This window comes from Halomonas dongshanensis (assembly GCF_024790395.1).
Lineage (GTDB): Bacteria > Pseudomonadota > Gammaproteobacteria > Pseudomonadales > Halomonadaceae > Vreelandella > Vreelandella dongshanensis.
This window is the reverse complement of record NZ_JAJISC010000001.1, coordinates 700479-717808: the sequence shown is the minus strand read 5'-3', so window position 1 is coordinate 717808 and position 17330 is coordinate 700479. Positions and strand designations below refer to the sequence as shown.

Sequence of the window (17330 nt, the reverse complement as noted above, 5' to 3'; positions counted from 1 at the left end):
ACAGGCAAGCCTGCGGTGAAAGCCGATCATCGCTCAGAGCGATTACTTGATCTTGGCTTCCTTGTAGATCACGTGCTTACGGACAACCGGATCGTACTTCTTGAACTCGAACTTGTCCGGAGTGTTCCGCTTGTTCTTATCGGTGGTGTAGAAGTGACCTGTACCGGCACTGGACACCAACTTGATCTTATCGCGCATGGTTCAACTCTCCCAGAATTAGCGATTACGTGTATGCAGACAGCGTCGCGTGAGTAAGACAGCGTCTTAGATGGCTTCGCCGCGCTTGCGGATATCAGCCAGAACCGTCTCGATACCTTTCTTGTCGATGATACGCATGCCCTTGGAAGAGACGCGCAGCTTGACGAAGCGGTTTTCGGACTCCACCCAAAAACGGTGGGTGTGCAGGTTCGGCAAGAAGCGACGACGCGTCTTACGCTGGGAGTGAGAAACATTGTTACCGGATACCGGGCGCTTGCCGGTAACCTGACATACTTTGGACATGAGAGCCTCCAACCGCTGGCGAGTTGTTCAAAACTGTCGGGCAAACCGGAGCAGGGAGGACGTTGACGCAGTTAACCGCCTGTGTGTACCCAAGCCCGTTATTCAACCCAAGTTCAAAGGTGGCACTTTATACCAGAGTGGCTAGAAAGCGGCAAGTAAATCGAACCAAAAAGGGCGAAAAAGGCCATTTTTACGCGGATACCGTTCACCATCGTGGCGGCAAGGATTAGCGGCGGCAAATTGTTTTACCGCCCATTTACAGCCACCCGCGCTCGGCAAACGATACCACGTCGCCATCGCCGACCACGAAGTGATCGAGCACGCGCACGTCGAAAAGCCCCAACGCCTCGCGCAGCCGCTCGGTGATGCGCCGGTCGGCATCGCTGGGCTCGGCCACGCCTGACGGGTGGTTGTGCGCCAGAATCAGCGCGCCAGCGTTGAGTTCGAGGGCGCGTTTGGCCACCTCACGGGGGTAGACGGCAGCGCTATCCAGGGTGCCGCGAAACAGCGACTCAAAGCGGATGATGCGGTGCTGGGTATCCAAAAACAGCACGGCGAACTCCTCATGAGCCAAGTGGCGCATCTGCGCGCTTAGGTAATGACGCACCAACGACGGCGAGGTCAGGGCATTGCCTTTTGCCAGTTGGCTTGCCAAGTGGCGCCGTGACAGTTCGAGCGTGGCCTGAAGCTGAGCGAACTTGGCTACCCCGAGGCCGTGGGCGGCGCAGAAATGGCGCTGGTCGGCTTCGAGCAGCGGCCTCAGGCCGCCAAAGCGGGCGAGCAGGTCACGCGCCAGATCGACGGCGGAGCGCCCCTGTACCCCCACGCGCAAAAAGATGGCCAGAAGCTCCGCGTCAGATAGCGCCTCGGCACCGCGGCTAAGTAGTTTCTCGCGTGGCCGCTCGTCCTGCGGCCAGTGGTTGATCCCCATCGTGGCTCCCCATTCGGCGTTTTTACCGCTCTTGGAATTCTTCCCCCCAGCATGCCAAATCGCGCCTGCGAATGGTATGGTAAGCCTCCTTATTGAACGACGGTGCGGGCTACACGATGGCGACTCCCTCTTCGACGCTGGCCGGAAAGCGCATCCTGCTAGGTATCAGCGCCGGTATTGCCGCCTATAAGAGTGCGTTGATCGTCCGCTTGCTCAAGCAGGCGGGCTGCGAAGTACGCGTGGTCATGACCGAGGGTGCACAAGCCTTCATTACGCCGCTAACGCTTCAAGCGCTCTCGGGCGAGCCGGTGCGCACCTCACTGCTCGACCCAGAAGCCGAAGCGGGCATGGGCCATATCGAACTCGCTCGCTGGGCCGATGCCATTTTGATTGCTCCCGCCACGGCCGACCTCATCGCGCGTTTGGTTAACGGCATGGCCGACGATCTGCTGACCACGCTGTGCCTCGCCAGCGAAGCCCCCAAGCTGATCGCCCCCGCCATGAACCAGGCCATGTGGCGTCACCGCGCTACCCAGCGCAACATCGCGCTACTCGCCGAAGATGGCTGGCAGCCGATCGGCCCCGGCGCGGGGGACCAAGCCTGCGGCGACGTTGGCCCTGGACGCATGAGCGAGCCCGAGGAGATCGTCACCTCGCTCTTCGACCGCCTTGCATCGTCGGCCATGACCGCAGCGGACACGCGTAATCGTCATGTGGTCATCACCGCAGGCCCCACGCGCGAAGCCCTGGATCCGGTGCGCTACCTCTCCAATCACAGCTCCGGCAAGATGGGCTACGCTCTGGCCGCCGCCGCGCATGCCGCTGGTGCGAAGGTCACGTTGATCAGCGGGCCGGTGTCGCTGGCGACGCCTAGCGGCGTGACGCGCATCGATGTCACCTCAGCGCTCGACATGCATACTGAAGCGCAGCGCTTAGCTCCCACGGCCGATCTGTTCATCGCCTGCGCCGCCGTTGCCGACTACCGCGCCGAGCACGTTGCCGAGCACAAGATGAAAAAGCGCGGCGACAGCGAGACCTTGACGCTTACGCTGGTAAAAAATCCCGATATCGTGGCCGAGGTAGCGGCGCTAGCAGCACCCAAGCGCCCCTTCGTGGTCGGCTTTGCCGCCGAGACGCGTGACACCCAAGACTACGCCCGCGATAAGCTCACGCGTAAAGGCCTCGACATGATCGTGGCCAACGACGTGTCGCAAGCAGGGCTCGGCTTTGGTAGCGACGACAACGCTGCTTGGCTTTTGTGGCGCACGCCAGAGGGCGTGGAGAGCGATACCCAGCCGCCTCAGCCCAAAAGTGCTCTGGCCGAGACCGTCATCCAGCGCGCGTTTGACCTGCTCGATACCTCTTCGTCTATGTCTCTTTCTCCCACGCCTCCTGGAGCTTCCTGATGTCCGTTCGTCCTCGTCTTCAATGCAAACTGCTGGATGAACGCCTGCGCGATTATCTGCCCCACTACGCCACTCAAGGCTCGGCGGGCATGGACCTGCGCGCGCTGCTCGATGCACCGCTCACCCTTGTCCCCGGCGACTGTCAACTGGTGCGCACGGGGCTTGCGATCCATATCGCAGACCCGAACCTTGCGGGAATGATTTTGCCGCGTTCGGGGCTTGGGCATAAGCACGGCATCGTGCTGGGCAACCTGGTCGGGCTGATCGACTCCGACTATCAGGGCGAGTTGATGATTTCGGTGTGGAATCGCGGCCAGAGCGAGTTCACCCTCGCCCCCTTCGAGCGCCTGGCGCAGTACGTGCTGGTACCGGTAGTGCAGGCCGAGCTTGCGCTCGTCGATAGCTTCGAGGACTCGGCGCGCGGTAGCGGCGGCTTCGGCAGCACCGGCGCGTATTGATTTCAAGCAGGAGCATCTCGCAAAGGAGCCCTATTGCCATGGCGACACCTGCAGCGTCTTCACGCGTGCCAGCGTCGATCTTTCGCGCCTATGACATTCGCGGCATCGTCGATGACACCTTGAGCGAGGCAACCAGCGAATGGATCGGCCGCGCCATTGGCAGCGAAGTCATCGTCCACGGCACGACTCGCGTAGCCGTGGCGCGAGACGGACGCCTTTCGGGCGAGCGACTTCAAGCGGCGCTGGTGCGCGGCCTGCTCGCCTCGGGCTGCGATGTGATCGATCTAGGCCGCGTACCGACGCCGGTGCTCTACTTCGCTACCCATACGCTGGACGATACCCGCTCGGGCGTCATGCTCACTGGCAGCCACAACCCACCCGACTACAACGGCTTCAAGATCGTGATCGAAGGTGAAACGCTCTCCAACGAGCGTATTACCGCGCTTTTCGAGCGAATCGAGAACGACGACTTGCATAGCGGCCAAGGCACGCTCAGCGCTCACGACCTTCGCGCGGCGTATCTTGAGCGCATTGTTGGAGACATCCACCTCGCGCGCCCGCTCAAGGCGGTGGTCGATTGCGGCAATGGCGTTGCCGGTGAGCTCGGGCCCGCGCTGATCGAGCGTTTGGGCGTCGATACCGTGCCCCTCTACGCCGAGATCGACGGCCGCTTCCCGAACCACCACCCTGACCCTGGCAAGCCCGAAAACCTTCAGGACCTAATTGCGGCCGTCAACGCACACGACGCCGATATTGGCCTCGCCTTCGATGGCGACGGCGACCGCCTTGGCGTGGTCACACCCAAGGGCTGGATCGTCTACCCCGACCTGCTGCTCATGGCGTTTGCCAGGGACCTGCTCACGCGTGCGCCAGGGGCGGGCGTCATCTTCGATATCAAATGTACCGGCAAGCTCAGCCAGGTGATTCGCGACGCGGGCGGCAAACCCGAGATGTGGCGCACCGGGCACTCGCTGGTCAAAGCGCGCATGAAGCAGACCGGCGCGCTGCTGGCGGGAGAGATGAGCGGGCACATCTTCTTCAAGGAGCGCTGGTACGGCTTCGACGACGGCCTCTACGCCGCCGCCCGGTTGCTCGAGATTCTCGCCGGACAGGCTCTCGATGCCGACACCTACTTCGAGTGTTTCCCTCGCGCGGTGAGCACGCCGGAGCTCAACGTGCCAGTCGATGAGGCGCGCAAGTTCGCGTTGATCGAAACGCTTGTCCGCGAGGGCGACTTCGGCGAAGGTAGCAAAACCACGCTGGACGGTATCCGCGTCGACTATGCCGACGGCTGGGGGCTCTGCCGCGCTTCGAACACCACGCCCATGCTCGTGCTGCGCTTCGAGGGCGAGACGCAGGCCGCCCTCGAGCGTATCAAGCAGCGCTTCATCAAAGCGCTCGAAGCCGTTGCGCCGGATATCCAGGTCATGATCTAAAAGCAGATTCTACGGGCATTACCACAGCGACATAAAGCAGGATAAGCGGCAGTAAAGCGGGGGTAAAAAAGCGGTAACAGCGCCTTCGTGTGAGACATAATCGGGATATAAAAGCCTATAGCGACAAGAGCTTAAAAACGCCACTCGCCATAAGCCATTCGTCAGTCAGTAAGGGACAACGCCATGAATGCAGCCAGTCGCGACCCCAACGTGGTCGTCGAGGTACTCTCCGAAGCCCTGCCCTATATCCAGCAGTTCTCGGGCAAGACCGTAGTCGTCAAGTACGGCGGTAACGCCATGACCGAAACGACCCTGATCGACTCCTTCGCCCGCGATATCGTGTTGATGAAGGAAGTCGGCCTCAACCCGGTAGTGGTACATGGCGGCGGGCCGCAGATTGGCGAGTTGCTGGGCAAGCTCAACATCGAGTCGCGCTTCGTCAACGGCATGCGCGTCACCGATGCTCAAACCATGGACGTCGTCGAGATGGTACTGGGCGGGCTGGTCAACAAGAGCATCGTCAACCTGATCAACCAGTGCGGCGGCAAAGCGATCGGCCTGACCGGTAAGGATGGCGCCCAGATCCGCGCGCGCCAGCTCAAGGTCGAGCATAAGAGCCCGGAAATGACCGCCCCCGAGATCATCGACATTGGCCACGTAGGTGAGGTCGAGTCGATCTCCACCGACCTGATCGAGATGCTGACCGCGCGGGACTTCATTCCCGTCATCGCCCCCATCGGCGTCGATAGCGACGGTCATAGCTACAACATCAATGCCGACCTCGTGGCGGGCAAAGTCGCCGAGGCGTTGAACGCCGAAAAGCTGATGCTGCTGACCAACGTCGCCGGACTCATGAACGCCGAAGGTAAAGTGCTCACCGGCCTGAGTACGACACAGGTCGACGAGCTGATCGCCGACGGCACCATCTATGGTGGCATGCTGCCCAAGATCGGCTGCGCGCTCGATGCGGTGAAAGGCGGCGTCAAGAGCGCGCACATTGTCGATGGCCGCGTGCCGCATGCCGTGCTGCTGGAGATCTTCACCAACGCCGGTGTGGGCACTCTAATCACCGATGCGAGCTGAGCGCCGAGGAGGGCTTTGTCATGAGCGATGAACGCAAACCACGCCGCCGCGAGCAGATTCTCCAGGCGCTGGCCATCATGCTCGAAGAGGATAGCGGCAAGCGCATCACTACGGCGGCACTCGCCAAGCAGGTCGGCGTTTCGGAAGCCGCACTCTACCGCCACTTTCCGAGCAAAGCGCGGATGTTCGAAAGCCTCATCGATTTCATCGAGGAGAGCATTTTCGCCCGCATCACGCGGATTCTGGACGAGGTGCCCGAAACCACCGAACGCTGCGGTACGCTGTTGCGTTTGGTGTTGGGCTTTGCCGAGAAGAACCCGGGACTTGCCCGCGTGATGGGCGGCGACGTCTTGACCGGTGAAACCGCGCGGCTGCGGCTGCGCGTGCACCAACTCTTCGAGCGCCTCGAAGTGCAGCTCAAACAGGTACTGCGCGAGGCCGAGTTACGTGAAGGCCGCCGCCCTACATTGCCTGCATCCGCCGCTGCCAATCTGCTGATCGCCCAGGCCGAGGGGCGTATTTCTCAGTACGTGCGCAGCGACTTCAAACGTCTGCCCACCGAATATTGGGACGACCAGTGGCAGTTCCTCTCCCAACGGCTACTGCAAGAAGCGCCGCAGGCGGCTAGCGCCTAGCCTAAGCACTTATCACTGGCACACGTCTTTCTGACACCATGCAGACCGGGGGCTTAACGCCCCCACTCTTATTTCAGGTTTACAAACTACCTTGCTCAGCAGAGCGTCTCGACCTCGAAGCCGACGATCTGGCGCTGCTCTCGGGAGAACTCCACACCCACCAAGTGGATCGGCAGGCCCTGGCTTCTATATTTGTCGGCGTAGCCGCGTGCCTTGATCTGCGCGAGCGCCCGCCCTTCGGGCAGTTGCTCGACCACTTTGAACTCGAACAGATAGCGATGCCCGAACGCCTCGACGGTCATATCTACTCGGCCATGGTGGCTGGCATCTTCTACGATGACACCGACGCCTAGAGCGGCAAAGTGGCTATAGAACACGCTGGCGTAGTGGCCCTCGTACTGGGCGATGGGGTTATTGCGGTACCAGTCGTGGGGGAGGCCTGCGTAGAGGGCTTTGAGATGCGTTTCAAGGCCTTTGATGTCGTGCTGGCGCAGCACGTCGATCAACCCCAACTGGTGGCGCTGAAGTTCGCTGTCGCGCAGGCCCAACGCCGGTAGCAATAGTTCGTTGAGGCTACTTTCCACCTCCTGATTGGGAAAGCCCAGCGTATAGAGCTGGTAGCCTACCAGCGGCTCTTCCACGGCTTTAATGGTCAGGTAGCCCGTCTGGAACAGCAGCCCTTCGGTGGTGATGTCATCGACATCGAAGCGTCCAAGCAGTTGCGCCTTTGCCTGTAAGCGATTCAGCTGCGGGGTAAACACGCCACGCTGTTTCAAGAGATCGATTAGAAACGTCGGTGTCGCGCTCTCGAACCAGAACGCCCCGAACTGGCGCTCTTGGAATAGCAGCAGCACATCGAAGGGGTTATAGACCGCTGTGACCTCCTGACCACCCCAGCGGTAACCGTTATACCAGCGCTGAATGTTAGCGCGATCAAGCCCTGGCAACTCGGGCGCGAAGACGCGGTCGATATCGGCATCGGTATAGCCGCAAATCGTCGCGTAAGTGCTGGAGAGCGTGATATCACGAAGGTTATTAAGCCCCGAAAACAGACTCACCTTACTGAATTTGGAAACCCCTGTTAGCAGCACAAAGCGTAAGTGCGGGTCGGCATCTTTGAGCACGCTATAAAGGTTCTTGAGCCCTTCGCGCAGCTCGCGGGCACGCTCGGCGTCGAGGATGTTATCCAGAATCGGCTTGTCGTACTCGTCGATCAGTACCACTACGCGCTCGCCAAAGTGCTGATGCGCCTCGCGGATCAGCGCGGAGAACTCCCCAGGGATATCGGATGGGCGCGGCTCAGTTAGGCCCAGCCGCTCGCGCTGAATCAGCAGTTGGTCACGAATGCGAACGTCCAGCGCTTCGCGGTTGTGTACCACTCCATCGGCGAAGCTCAGCCGAATCACCGGGTGCGCTTTCTGCCAGTCCCACTTGTCCTGAATATAGAGCCCGTCGAACAGCTCCTCACGGCCCTCGAAGAGGCAGCGCAAGGTATCGAGCAGCATGCTCTTGCCGAAGCGCCGTGGCCGGGAGAGAAAGTAGTAGCCGCCCTCCTCCACCAGTTGGTGCAGCAACGGCGTTTTATCCACGTAGTAGTAACCGCCGGTGCGCAGCTTGTCGAAAGCCTGCACGCCTACGGGTAGTTTTTGACGCTCGGTCAACATCATTGCCCCTCCTTCAGCGTCTCGACCTCGAAGCCAACGATTTGACGCTGCTCGCGGGAGAACTCCACGCCGACCAAGTGGATCGGCAGGCCCTGGCTTCTATATTTGTCGGCGTAGCCGCGTGCCTTGATTTGCGCGAGCGCCCGCCCTTCGGGCAACTGCTCGACCACCTTGAACTCGAACAGATAGCGGTGCCCAAACGCCTCGACGGCCATGTCCACCCGGCCGTGGTGGCTGGCATCTTCTACGACTACGTCCACGCCCAGGGCAGCAAAGTGACTGTAGAACACGCTGGCGTAGTGGTCCTCGTACTGGGCGATGGGGTTATTGCGGTACCAATCGTGGGGGAGACCTGCGTAGAGGGATTTCAGGTGCGCTTCAAGGCCTGCGAGGTCGTGGGCATGCAAATGGGTGAACAGACTCTTTCGCTCGCGTGGGCTGTGGCGAACGCCTAGAGCAGGCAGGAGCGCCTGGTTGAGGCTGACTTCGACCTTCTGATTAGGAAAGCCCAACGTATAGAGACGGTAGCCGAGCAGTGGCTCCTCGACCGCTTTAATGGTCAGGTAGCCGGTCTGAAAGAGCAGCGCTTCGCTGGCGATATCGTCAACATCAAAGCGGTTGAGCAAACTTGCCTCCGTTTCGAGCCGATCCAGCGCTGGCGTAAACACACCCCGCGCTTTTAGCAGATCCACCAAGAACGTTGGTGTCGCGCTTTCGAACCAATAGGGGCCGAACTGTCGCTTTTGAAATAGCAGTAGGACATCGAAGGGGTTATAGACCGCTGTAACGTCCTGACCGCCCCAGCGATAGCCGTTATACCAGCGCTGGATATGAGCCCGATCGAACCCCGGCAATTCGGGCGCGAAAACGTGGTCGATATCGGCATCGGTATAGCCACAAATCGTCGCGTAGGGAGCATCCAAGGTAATGTCGTTGAGGTTATTAAGCCCCGAAAACAGGCTCACCTTGCTGAATTTGGAGACCCCCGTTAGCAGTACAAAGCGCAGATGCGGGTCGGCATCTTTAAGTACGCTATAAAGGTTCTTGAGCCCTTCGCGCAGCTCGCGGGCGCGCTCGGCGTCGAGGATGTTATCCAGAATTGGCTTGTCGTACTCGTCGATCAGTACCACCACACGCTCGCCAAAGTGCTGGTGTGCTCGCTCGATCAATTCAGAAAAGTCGCTGGAAATAAGTTCTGGGCGCTCACCCTCGATTCCTAACCGCTTTCGGAGCGCGCCTAGCTGGTAGCGAATATGGGCATCCAGGGTATCGCGACTGGTCAGGTGACCATCAGCGAAGCTCAGCCGAATCACCGGGTGCGACTTCTGCCAGTCCCACTTGTCCTGAATATAGAGCCCGTCGAACAAGCCCTCGCGGCCTTCGAAGAGGCAGCGCAGGGTATCGAGCAGCAGACTTTTACCGAAGCGGCGCGGGCGGGAGAGAAAATAGTATTTGCCCTCGTCGATCAAGCGATGCAACAACGGCGTTTTATCGACGTAGTAGTAATTGTCTTCACGAATATCGGTGAAGGTCTGCACACCTATGGGCAGTTTTTGACGCTCAAGATGGGTCATGACGGCGCTCGGTGGTGAAACCATTTGCTAGAGCATAACACGCCTATAAGAAGCTACCCCGTAATCGCCTTCAGCGCCTTGCGGGTCACGGGCTTGCGCTGTTCATCCAGCACGCTGCCGCCGAACGCGGCTATCGCCTGGCTTAGCTCGACCAGCTTGGCAAGCTGCACTTTATCGAAGCCGCGTTTGCGTTTGGGGCGTTTGACCATCAGGCTCACGCCGCTCAAGAAGCTTGCGTCATCCGTGAACGCCTCGGGGCCGGGCATTTCGCCGGGCGGGTAGGCGTGGGCAATTTTGATGGGGTTTTGTGGCGTGGCGCCCGATATCACATAAAGGCGGTGGGCTTCATCGAAGTGACCTTCCCACGCTTTGAGCAGGGCGTATAGCTGTTGGTTAATGCCAGCACTTGGTGTCTCGAAAATCACGAACAGCGCATGGGAGCCAAGGTCCTCTTCCGTGGGCGCTGCCACCACCTGAGCTATCTCGGGCGCAACCACTTGTTCGATGGGGGGCTCCTCCCTATCGAGATCTTGCGAGTGGCCAACGGAGGGCACAGAGCGCGGCAGCGCTTGGCGCTTTTGCCGGTGCCACTTAAGCCACGCGCCACCTTGCGGCTGGGTAAGCCCCAACGCCTCACGGCGGGTGAGCAAGAAGTACCCGATGATCACCACCGAGTTAAAACTCAGCCACCCCGCACCAATGGCCAAGGTGAGCGCTAGTGTTTGGGGAGTCATTTCGCCTCCATGCTCCTCTATGCTCCTCTTTCTTATCGATTCGAACCAAGCAGTATCGGCGAGAAGGGATAAAAGGCAAGTTGGTTATCTAAGCACTTGCTCGATCAGTGCAGTTGCAGCCTTTCTCATAACTAAATCGAATATCTTGTTTGAATAAAAATCACAACGCTCATACAAAAAAACTTAACTAATTTTAATTTCGGGCGATAAGTAGAATATCTTATAAAAAATATCGCAGAGAATGCGACCAAGGACACTCTTCAAACCTTTCACGAGATCACATGATGTTAAAGTTACTGCATCGCACGCCTGTTGGTCGTAAATTCGCCTTAGTCCTTTTTCTACCTCTGGTCACGCTGGCTTGGCTTGCCAGCTCAGGCATTTCCGAGCGCAGCCACGTCGTATCGAACATGAGCGAGCTCGAGCGGATGACGCACTTGAGCCAATACGCAGGAGATCTGGTACACGAGCTTCAACGCGAGCGCGGCATGTCCGCCGCTTTTCTTGGGAGCGGCGGACAGAACTTTCGTAGCGAGCTTCCCGATCAACGCCGCCTGACCGATCAAAAGCTTGAAGAGTTTAACGCTCATATCATCGAGCCGAGCCTGAGCACGGCGCCTGCAGGGCTGGCGTCAGGGCTTGCCCAAGCGCGCCAGGCGCTTGACGAACTGGGCAACATACGTCAACGAATTGACCAACAGGCCCTACAGGGCGACCAGTCCAGCGCGTACTACACGACTATCAACGGCTTGTTGATCGATCTGGTAAGTCAGTTAACGTTCAGCGTCGAGCAGGGCGACATCGTTCGCCAGCTCAATGCCTATTACCACCTACTCAACATCAAGGAACTGGCCGGCATCGAGCGCGCGGTGCTGACCACCGCCTTCAGTACCGATGCCCTCTCGCCCGCCGCCTACGGCAACGTGCTTTCGTTGTCGGGCAGCTCCGATGCCTATGCACACAGCTTCGAGCGGCTGGCGGCCCCTTCGCTCAAGCAGTCTCTGTACGAGGTGCTCACAAGTCCGCTTGCTCAAACGCTGACGAGCATGCGAGACATTGCCATCGAACGTGGTACCGATGGCAATTTCGGCGTCAATCATCAGACCTGGTTCGAACAGCAGACCCAGTTAATCGACCGCTTGAACGGTATCAGCCAGCAAGCGTCCCGCCAGTTGCTTGAGACGGCCCAAAGCCTGCGCGGCGATGCCATCGAAGGGCTAGTGCTCTATCTTGCAGCCTCCCTGACGGCCACTCTGCTTGCCCTACTGCTCTCCTGGTTGATCGTGCGCAGCATCACACGCCCACTTCAAGCCGCGCTTGAAGATATCCAGACCCGTGGCGGTGATCTCACTCGGCGGCTGGCGGTACCGGGCAGCGACGAGCTATCGACACTCTACCGGGCCTTCAATGACGCCAGCGCCAAGACCGAAGAACTGGTCGCCGGTATCAAACAGAGCGCGCAGTCGGTGGCGCTTGCCAGTCAAGAAATCGCTAAGGGTAACGCGGATCTCGCCCAGCGCACCGAAGAGCAATCCTCCTCACTGGTACAGACCGCCTCCAGCATGGAGCAGATCACCGCCAACGTGCGCCAGAGCACAGAGACCGCCCAGCAAGCGCGCCACTCCACCCAGGCCATGGCCGATCAGGCAAGCGAGGCCACTCAGGTTGCCGAGCAGGCACGCCAGGCCATGGAGAGAATTCACGCGGCCAACCAGAAGGTCACCGCCATCATAGAAGCAATCGACGGTATCGCCTTTCAAACCAACATCCTGGCCCTCAATGCTTCGGTGGAAGCCGCTCGCGCTGGCGAGCAGGGGCGCGGGTTCGCCGTGGTCGCATCAGAAGTGCGTAATCTTGCCAGCCGCAGCGCGGAAGAAGCCAAGCAGGTTCGCCAGTTGATCGAGTACAACGTCGAGAGCATCACTCAAGGCTCGAGTCTGGTGAACGCCACCGGCGAGGCGCTGACTACCATCGCCGAACGCGCACAGCAGACAGCGGCCCTAGTAAACGAGATTTCGGCGGCCGCCAGCGAACAGTCCGTCGGCATCGAGCAGATCAACCAGGCGCTCGCCCAGCTCGATGAAGTGACCCAGCACAACGCTGCGCTGGTCGAGGAAGTAGCCACCGCCAGCGGCGCACTGGATGAGCAGGCATCAGAAATGGGCGAGACGGTGGGGTGGTTCAAGGTGAGTGAGGCGAGGCAGACGCCGGCGCTCGCGCATTCAGGTTATTGATCTCGCGCCCCCCTGCGAGTAGCAAGCCGTCAACCAGTTAAAGTGGATCACTCTAGAAAGGCGGCTTCTCGAGCGGCCTTTCTAGAGCTGCCTTCACCGTTGTCAGTAGCTATATCAGCGTGGACGTCATGTAGGAATGAAACTTCTCCTGCTCGAGCGTTCGTGCATATACGTCAACGGGCAAGAATCGCTCCATATAGGCTTCAAAGACTTCTCACTCGTTTAATTTTTTAATTTTATAACAACTAAAAACAAGGTAGTAAATACATATAAAAGTGATGAACAAAGCGTATTAGCGATTTAAAAAAACAACCATTATAGGAAATAACTGCAGAGCAGCTTGCTCAAGGCAATTCAGAAAAAAAGACGGTAAAAACAGCTCATATCGCGGCCTTGCCTAGGTTGATAACGTTTATAATGTCGATCAAAAAAATTGGGAATAAATTTTCATCTAAAATTTAGAAACACATTCGACTCAAAACAAGAAACATAGATCTCGATTTAATATCCAAAGGCTGGTTCATTTTGATTAAGAGACAGACATGAGCAATAAACCTATTTTCGTTACTGAACCTTTTTTACCGCCCTTGGAAGAATTCATACCTTATCTTGAAGAAATATGGGATAGCAAGCGTTTGACCAATAATGGTCCGATGCATCAAAAGCTTGAGCAAGCGCTATGCAACTACTTAGACGTACCGGAAATTGCATTATTCAATAATGGCACTATTGCTTTGTTGACGGCACTGCAAGCGCTACGTATCACAGGAGAAGTTATTACGACACCCTTTTCCTTCGTTGCCACTGCACATTCATTGACCTGGAACGATATAACGCCCGTTTTTGTGGATATAGAGCCTGACAGTTTCAATCTGGATCCTGCAAAAATCGAAGCCGCGATTACACCGCGCACGACGGCAATCATGCCTGTTCATTGCTACGGTACTCCTTGTGACGTCGATGCGATACAAGAAATCGCTGATAAATATAACCTCAAGGTCATCTATGACGCTGCACATGCATTTGGGGTAACGGACCAAGGAGGTAGTATCCTGAGACACGGTGACTTGAGTGTCATCAGTTTCCATGCCACCAAAGTCTTCAACACCTTCGAAGGCGGAGCCATCATATGCCCCGACAAGAAGACCAAGAAGCATATTGATAACCTCAAGAACTTCGGCATTGTGGATGAAGTGACCGTCGTAGCTGCAGGTATCAATGGTAAAATGAGCGAAATCAATGCCGCTTTCGGGTTACTTCAGTTAAAATACATCGATCAAGCGTTGAGCGCACGCCGGTCGATCGATTGCCTGTACCGGGCTGAATTAGCAAGCATGGAAGGAATTACACTTCTTCGTCCTAAGACGCAAGTCAAGAGCAATTACTCATATTTTCCGATCGTAGTGGAAGATGGTTACCCACTAAAACGAGACGAACTCTATGCTCAACTGCGTGCCAACAATATATACGCACGGCGCTACTTCTACCCCGCAATAAATCAACAAATGATTTATAAAGATAGCCATATTGATCGCTCTTACAATACCGAAATTGCACAATGGGCTTCCGAGAGAGTCATCTGCTTGCCCATCTACAGCGATTTGGACCCCCATAGTGCGATGAGAGTCGTAAAGCTTATCAAGGCGTGGAGTAACCCGTGAACGTTTTGATCACCTCCTTTGGCTCTTTCTCGGCTTCCTGTCTTGCTTCATCACTAAAGAAAAATTTTCATGCAAAGATCGTTGCTACTGATATCAATGACCAGCTTCATCTTGCAGGTACAGAGCATATCGATCTTTTTGAGAGAGCCCCTCACTCCAGCAACACAACCCGATATCTCGATTTCATAGCCAGCGTGATAAAGCGCCATGATATCGATTACGTGTTGCCGATAACCGATCCAGAAATCGATATACTCAGCCTTCACGATGAGTTCATACTGAATACCAAAAGCACTTTTTGCATACCTGGAAGAGAGGCAGTACTACAATCTAGAGACAAGAAGAACTGGGCTCAAAATCTCAAAGACAAAGGATTTTCAACAATACCCACATTTGAACAAGAAGATATTGCAAGCATAACTTCGACTGTCGTTGCCAAGCCTAGAAATGGAAGAAGCAGCCAAGGTTTATTAATAATAAAGGATCCTGAAACACGCCTTTCGGTTAGCCATAGCAAACGCTATGAAAACTACGTTTTTCAACCTTTTATCATTGGAAAGCACTACGTTGTCGATGCTGTTAGAGACCTCTATGGCAACTGCATTACGGTATGTAGAGAAGAAATAACTAGGACGAGCAACGGTGCGGGCCTAGCAGTCACCGTTGCATACAATGAACAGCTCGAACAAATCACCGAAAGAATAATGAATGAGTTGGATATCCATGGAGCCATCAACATAGAGTATCTCGAATCAGATGGTATTTACTATGCGATGGATATAAACCCACGTCCTTCGGCAGGTATCGAGTTTTCCGTACTTTCCGGCATCGATATACCCAAGTACCATCTTCAATGCTTCCAACATAAAGAAATACCTCATCGTTTAGATTACTCTTCGAAAACGTATAAAACCATTTATCAAAGAGTCGTATCATGAAGAAGAACGCTGTACTGGGCACCAGCACCTCATGGGACGAGCAGTGGAAATTGCTTTTCAAAAACTATCAACACGATTTGAGACACGGATACTACATCAAGTCAATTTTCGCAAGTAAAAAAGCTTCCATACTCGAGATAGGCGCAGGCAGTTTTCGTGATACCGCATTTCTCAATAGAGCTGGTTATATTTGTCATGGAATAGATTTTTCAGATGAGTCGGTTTCTTTGGCAAAAATGGAATTTCCCGATATAAAAGATCGGTTTCATCGAATGAACGCGCTCGATCTCGAATTTGCAGACAAGTCATTTGATATTTCTTTTAGCAATGGCTTCATCGGCTTGTTCGACGAAATAACGATTCACTCCTTGATTCGTGAGCAGATTAGAGTGACAAAGGAATACGTCGTTCTTACCGTGCATAATGGCCATAATGAGCAATTTTCGAACTATTTCGAAGAGAAGAAGAAGGAAGATCCTCTTTTTGATATTACGTTCTTCAAGAAACGTGAAATTCAGTCCCTCTTCGAAGCTCACGGACTCAATGTCAAGATTATACCCGTAGGCAAGCAAAAGAGGCACTGGGAAGATTGGTTGATCAAGAAAGATATGGCGCATCCTGTACTGATGAAACTTTGCTTCAAGATTTCTGGCAAGCTGGCACTTCATCGAAGTGAACGATTGCTTTGCATCGCGCGTGTGAAGGAGCTTTGAATGAGCCTGGTCATCATTGGCGGTGGAATATCAGGCCTTTTCATGGCTCATATGGCGCTAAAGGCCGATCCTGAACGTGATATAACAGTCATCGAGAAAGCTGACCACGTAGGGGGGCTTTTGTACGGCCACCATTATCCCGAAGATTATTATTTTGATAAGGGAACCCATTTATTTCGTGAATGTGGAATAGCCGACATAGACTCTTTCATGACCCATGTACCGCCAGAGAGCGCTCTTTACTACCTTCCCGACCACGGCTATTCGGGATGTGTATTTAATGGTAAATTACAGGAAAATTCTCATTACCCTCTAGTTCAGAATGCTCAAGTAAGACAGGAAACCGTTCAATATCTGAAGAATGCATCTTCAGATCATGATATGTCGAATTTGAGCACCTATTGCCGAAGTGTTTTTGGACCATCATACTCAGACCATATATCGATACCAATGGCTGAAGCTATTTTTCAGAAAAAAGCATGTGAATTGAGTTTCAATGCTTTGAGTATCATCGGTCAAGATCGTGTTCTATCGTTCGACCAGAAAGAGTGGCGACAAGCTTCCAATGCCACCTCTCTAGTCGCTTTTCCTGATCAACGCAAAATGCCGGACACACTGAAGAATCCAAGAAGAAGATTTTATTCCAAGGAGAAAGGTACATTTTCTGTCGTCGATGGAATTGCTCGTCGATTGCAGGAAAGAGGCGTCAAGATCTGGATGAACACGAATATCATGACGATCAATGATCATCGAATCGATGTCCGTCACGGGGGAAACAACCACACGCTCGAGTTCGATACCCTGGCATTTGCCACCAGCACGTTCGCAACGGCAAACTTGCTCAACATCGATATACAAACATCTCGTTTTGATCGCCCTCTCGAGCACCATGTCATTCATATGGTACTCAGCCATGCCCCGATCTCGGAACTCGCCTTTTTTTACAATCTCGATCGCCCTGATCACTTTTTTCGTGTCACCAACTACTCCCGAATACTGAATGCGGCCGATGACACGAGAATTTCGATCGAAGTCTTGAGAAACGATCAAACGCCCATCGATGACAAGGATGTACGCACCTATCTGGCAGACTTGTGCACACTTGGCTTTATCCATCCCAGTACATCGATCGTCTTTCATAGAACCGAGAGGCTAGCAAGTGGGTTCCCGATGATGACCAACAAGAATCGTCAGGCGCTATCATCCCTTGCGATCTCGATCGAAAAGGTAGCCGGCGATCACTACTTCCTGGGTCGTGGTGAGAAAACGGCTCCCTTCTTGCAGTCTGAGGTACTCGCCAGTATCCACAAGCATTTCACCCACTATATATGAATGCGCCCCGCCATTCGGCGGGGGCTTTCA

16 protein-coding genes are annotated in these 17330 nt (G+C 55.4%); 10 read left to right on the top strand and 6 right to left on the bottom strand.

Features of this window, described 5'->3' with window-relative positions:
• Positions 1-42: 42 nt before the first annotated feature.
• The 3 genes from rpmG to radC all read right to left on the bottom strand — a co-directional run bounded on the left by rpmG (position 43) and on the right by radC (position 1432).
• Positions 43-198, bottom strand: coding sequence for a 50S ribosomal protein L33 (rpmG, locus tag LLY24_RS03295; RefSeq protein WP_009098622.1), 156 nt, complete (start codon positions 196-198; stop codon positions 43-45).
• A gap of 66 nt (positions 199-264) precedes the next feature.
• Positions 265-501: a 50S ribosomal protein L28 gene (gene rpmB / locus LLY24_RS03290; RefSeq protein WP_259034827.1), complete on the bottom strand. Its 237-nt coding sequence runs from the start codon at positions 499-501 to the stop codon at positions 265-267.
• 256 nt (positions 502-757) lie between these two features.
• Complete coding sequence (radC, locus tag LLY24_RS03285; RefSeq protein WP_259034826.1) at positions 758-1432, bottom strand: RadC family protein; 675 nt, start codon at positions 1430-1432, stop codon at positions 758-760.
• A gap of 116 nt (positions 1433-1548) precedes the next feature.
• Between radC and coaBC the strand changes: the two genes are divergently transcribed.
• The 5 genes from coaBC to slmA all read left to right on the top strand — a co-directional run bounded on the left by coaBC (position 1549) and on the right by slmA (position 6450).
• Positions 1549-2838: a bifunctional phosphopantothenoylcysteine decarboxylase/phosphopantothenate--cysteine ligase CoaBC gene (gene coaBC / locus LLY24_RS03280; protein ID WP_259034825.1), complete on the top strand. Its 1290-nt coding sequence runs from the start codon at positions 1549-1551 to the stop codon at positions 2836-2838.
• A complete protein-coding gene (gene dut / locus LLY24_RS03275) occupies positions 2838-3296 on the top strand; it encodes a dUTP diphosphatase (protein ID WP_259034824.1) in 459 nt (152 codons plus the stop codon). Before coaBC ends, dut begins: the two co-directional genes overlap by 1 nt.
• Before the next feature lie 38 nt (positions 3297-3334).
• A complete protein-coding gene (locus tag LLY24_RS03270) occupies positions 3335-4732 on the top strand; it encodes a phosphomannomutase/phosphoglucomutase (RefSeq protein ID WP_259034823.1) in 1398 nt (465 codons plus the stop codon).
• Positions 4733-4915: 183 nt separating this feature from the next.
• On the top strand, positions 4916-5815 hold the full coding sequence (gene argB / locus LLY24_RS03265) for an acetylglutamate kinase (RefSeq protein ID WP_259034822.1): 900 nt from the start codon (positions 4916-4918) through the stop codon (positions 5813-5815).
• A gap of 20 nt (positions 5816-5835) precedes the next feature.
• Positions 5836-6450: a nucleoid occlusion factor SlmA gene (gene slmA, locus LLY24_RS03260; protein WP_259034821.1), complete on the top strand. Its 615-nt coding sequence runs from the start codon at positions 5836-5838 to the stop codon at positions 6448-6450.
• Positions 6451-6545: 95 nt separating this feature from the next.
• On the opposite strand, the gene LLY24_RS03255 is transcribed toward slmA, so the two are convergent.
• The 3 genes from LLY24_RS03255 to LLY24_RS03245 are packed head-to-tail and all read right to left on the bottom strand — an operon-like array spanning position 6546 to position 10422.
• A complete protein-coding gene (locus LLY24_RS03255; protein ID WP_259034820.1) occupies positions 6546-8117 on the bottom strand; it encodes an ATP-binding protein in 1572 nt (523 codons plus the stop codon).
• Positions 8114-9688, bottom strand: coding sequence for an ATP-binding protein (locus LLY24_RS03250; RefSeq protein WP_259034819.1), 1575 nt, complete (start codon positions 9686-9688; stop codon positions 8114-8116). Before LLY24_RS03250 ends, LLY24_RS03255 begins: the two co-directional genes overlap by 4 nt.
• A 53-nt stretch (positions 9689-9741) precedes the next feature.
• A complete protein-coding gene (locus tag LLY24_RS03245) occupies positions 9742-10422 on the bottom strand; it encodes a hypothetical protein (RefSeq protein ID WP_259034818.1) in 681 nt (226 codons plus the stop codon).
• A gap of 281 nt (positions 10423-10703) precedes the next feature.
• Between LLY24_RS03245 and LLY24_RS03240 the strand changes: the two genes are divergently transcribed.
• The 5 genes from LLY24_RS03240 to LLY24_RS03220 all read left to right on the top strand — a co-directional run bounded on the left by LLY24_RS03240 (position 10704) and on the right by LLY24_RS03220 (position 17300).
• Positions 10704-12656 (top strand): methyl-accepting chemotaxis protein, encoded by a 1953-nt coding sequence (locus tag LLY24_RS03240; RefSeq protein WP_259034817.1) that lies wholly within the window; start codon positions 10704-10706, stop codon positions 12654-12656.
• 542 nt (positions 12657-13198) lie between these two features.
• Positions 13199-14317: a DegT/DnrJ/EryC1/StrS family aminotransferase gene (locus tag LLY24_RS03235; protein ID WP_259034816.1), complete on the top strand. Its 1119-nt coding sequence runs from the start codon at positions 13199-13201 to the stop codon at positions 14315-14317.
• A complete protein-coding gene (locus tag LLY24_RS03230) occupies positions 14314-15255 on the top strand; it encodes an ATP-grasp domain-containing protein (RefSeq protein ID WP_259034815.1) in 942 nt (313 codons plus the stop codon). Before LLY24_RS03235 ends, LLY24_RS03230 begins: the two co-directional genes overlap by 4 nt.
• Positions 15252-15968 (top strand): class I SAM-dependent methyltransferase, encoded by a 717-nt coding sequence (locus LLY24_RS03225; protein WP_259034814.1) that lies wholly within the window; start codon positions 15252-15254, stop codon positions 15966-15968. The genes LLY24_RS03230 and LLY24_RS03225 overlap by 4 nt, the downstream gene beginning before the upstream one ends.
• A complete protein-coding gene (locus tag LLY24_RS03220) occupies positions 15969-17300 on the top strand; it encodes an NAD(P)-binding protein (RefSeq protein WP_259034813.1) in 1332 nt (443 codons plus the stop codon).
• Positions 17301-17330: the final 30 nt, after the last annotated feature.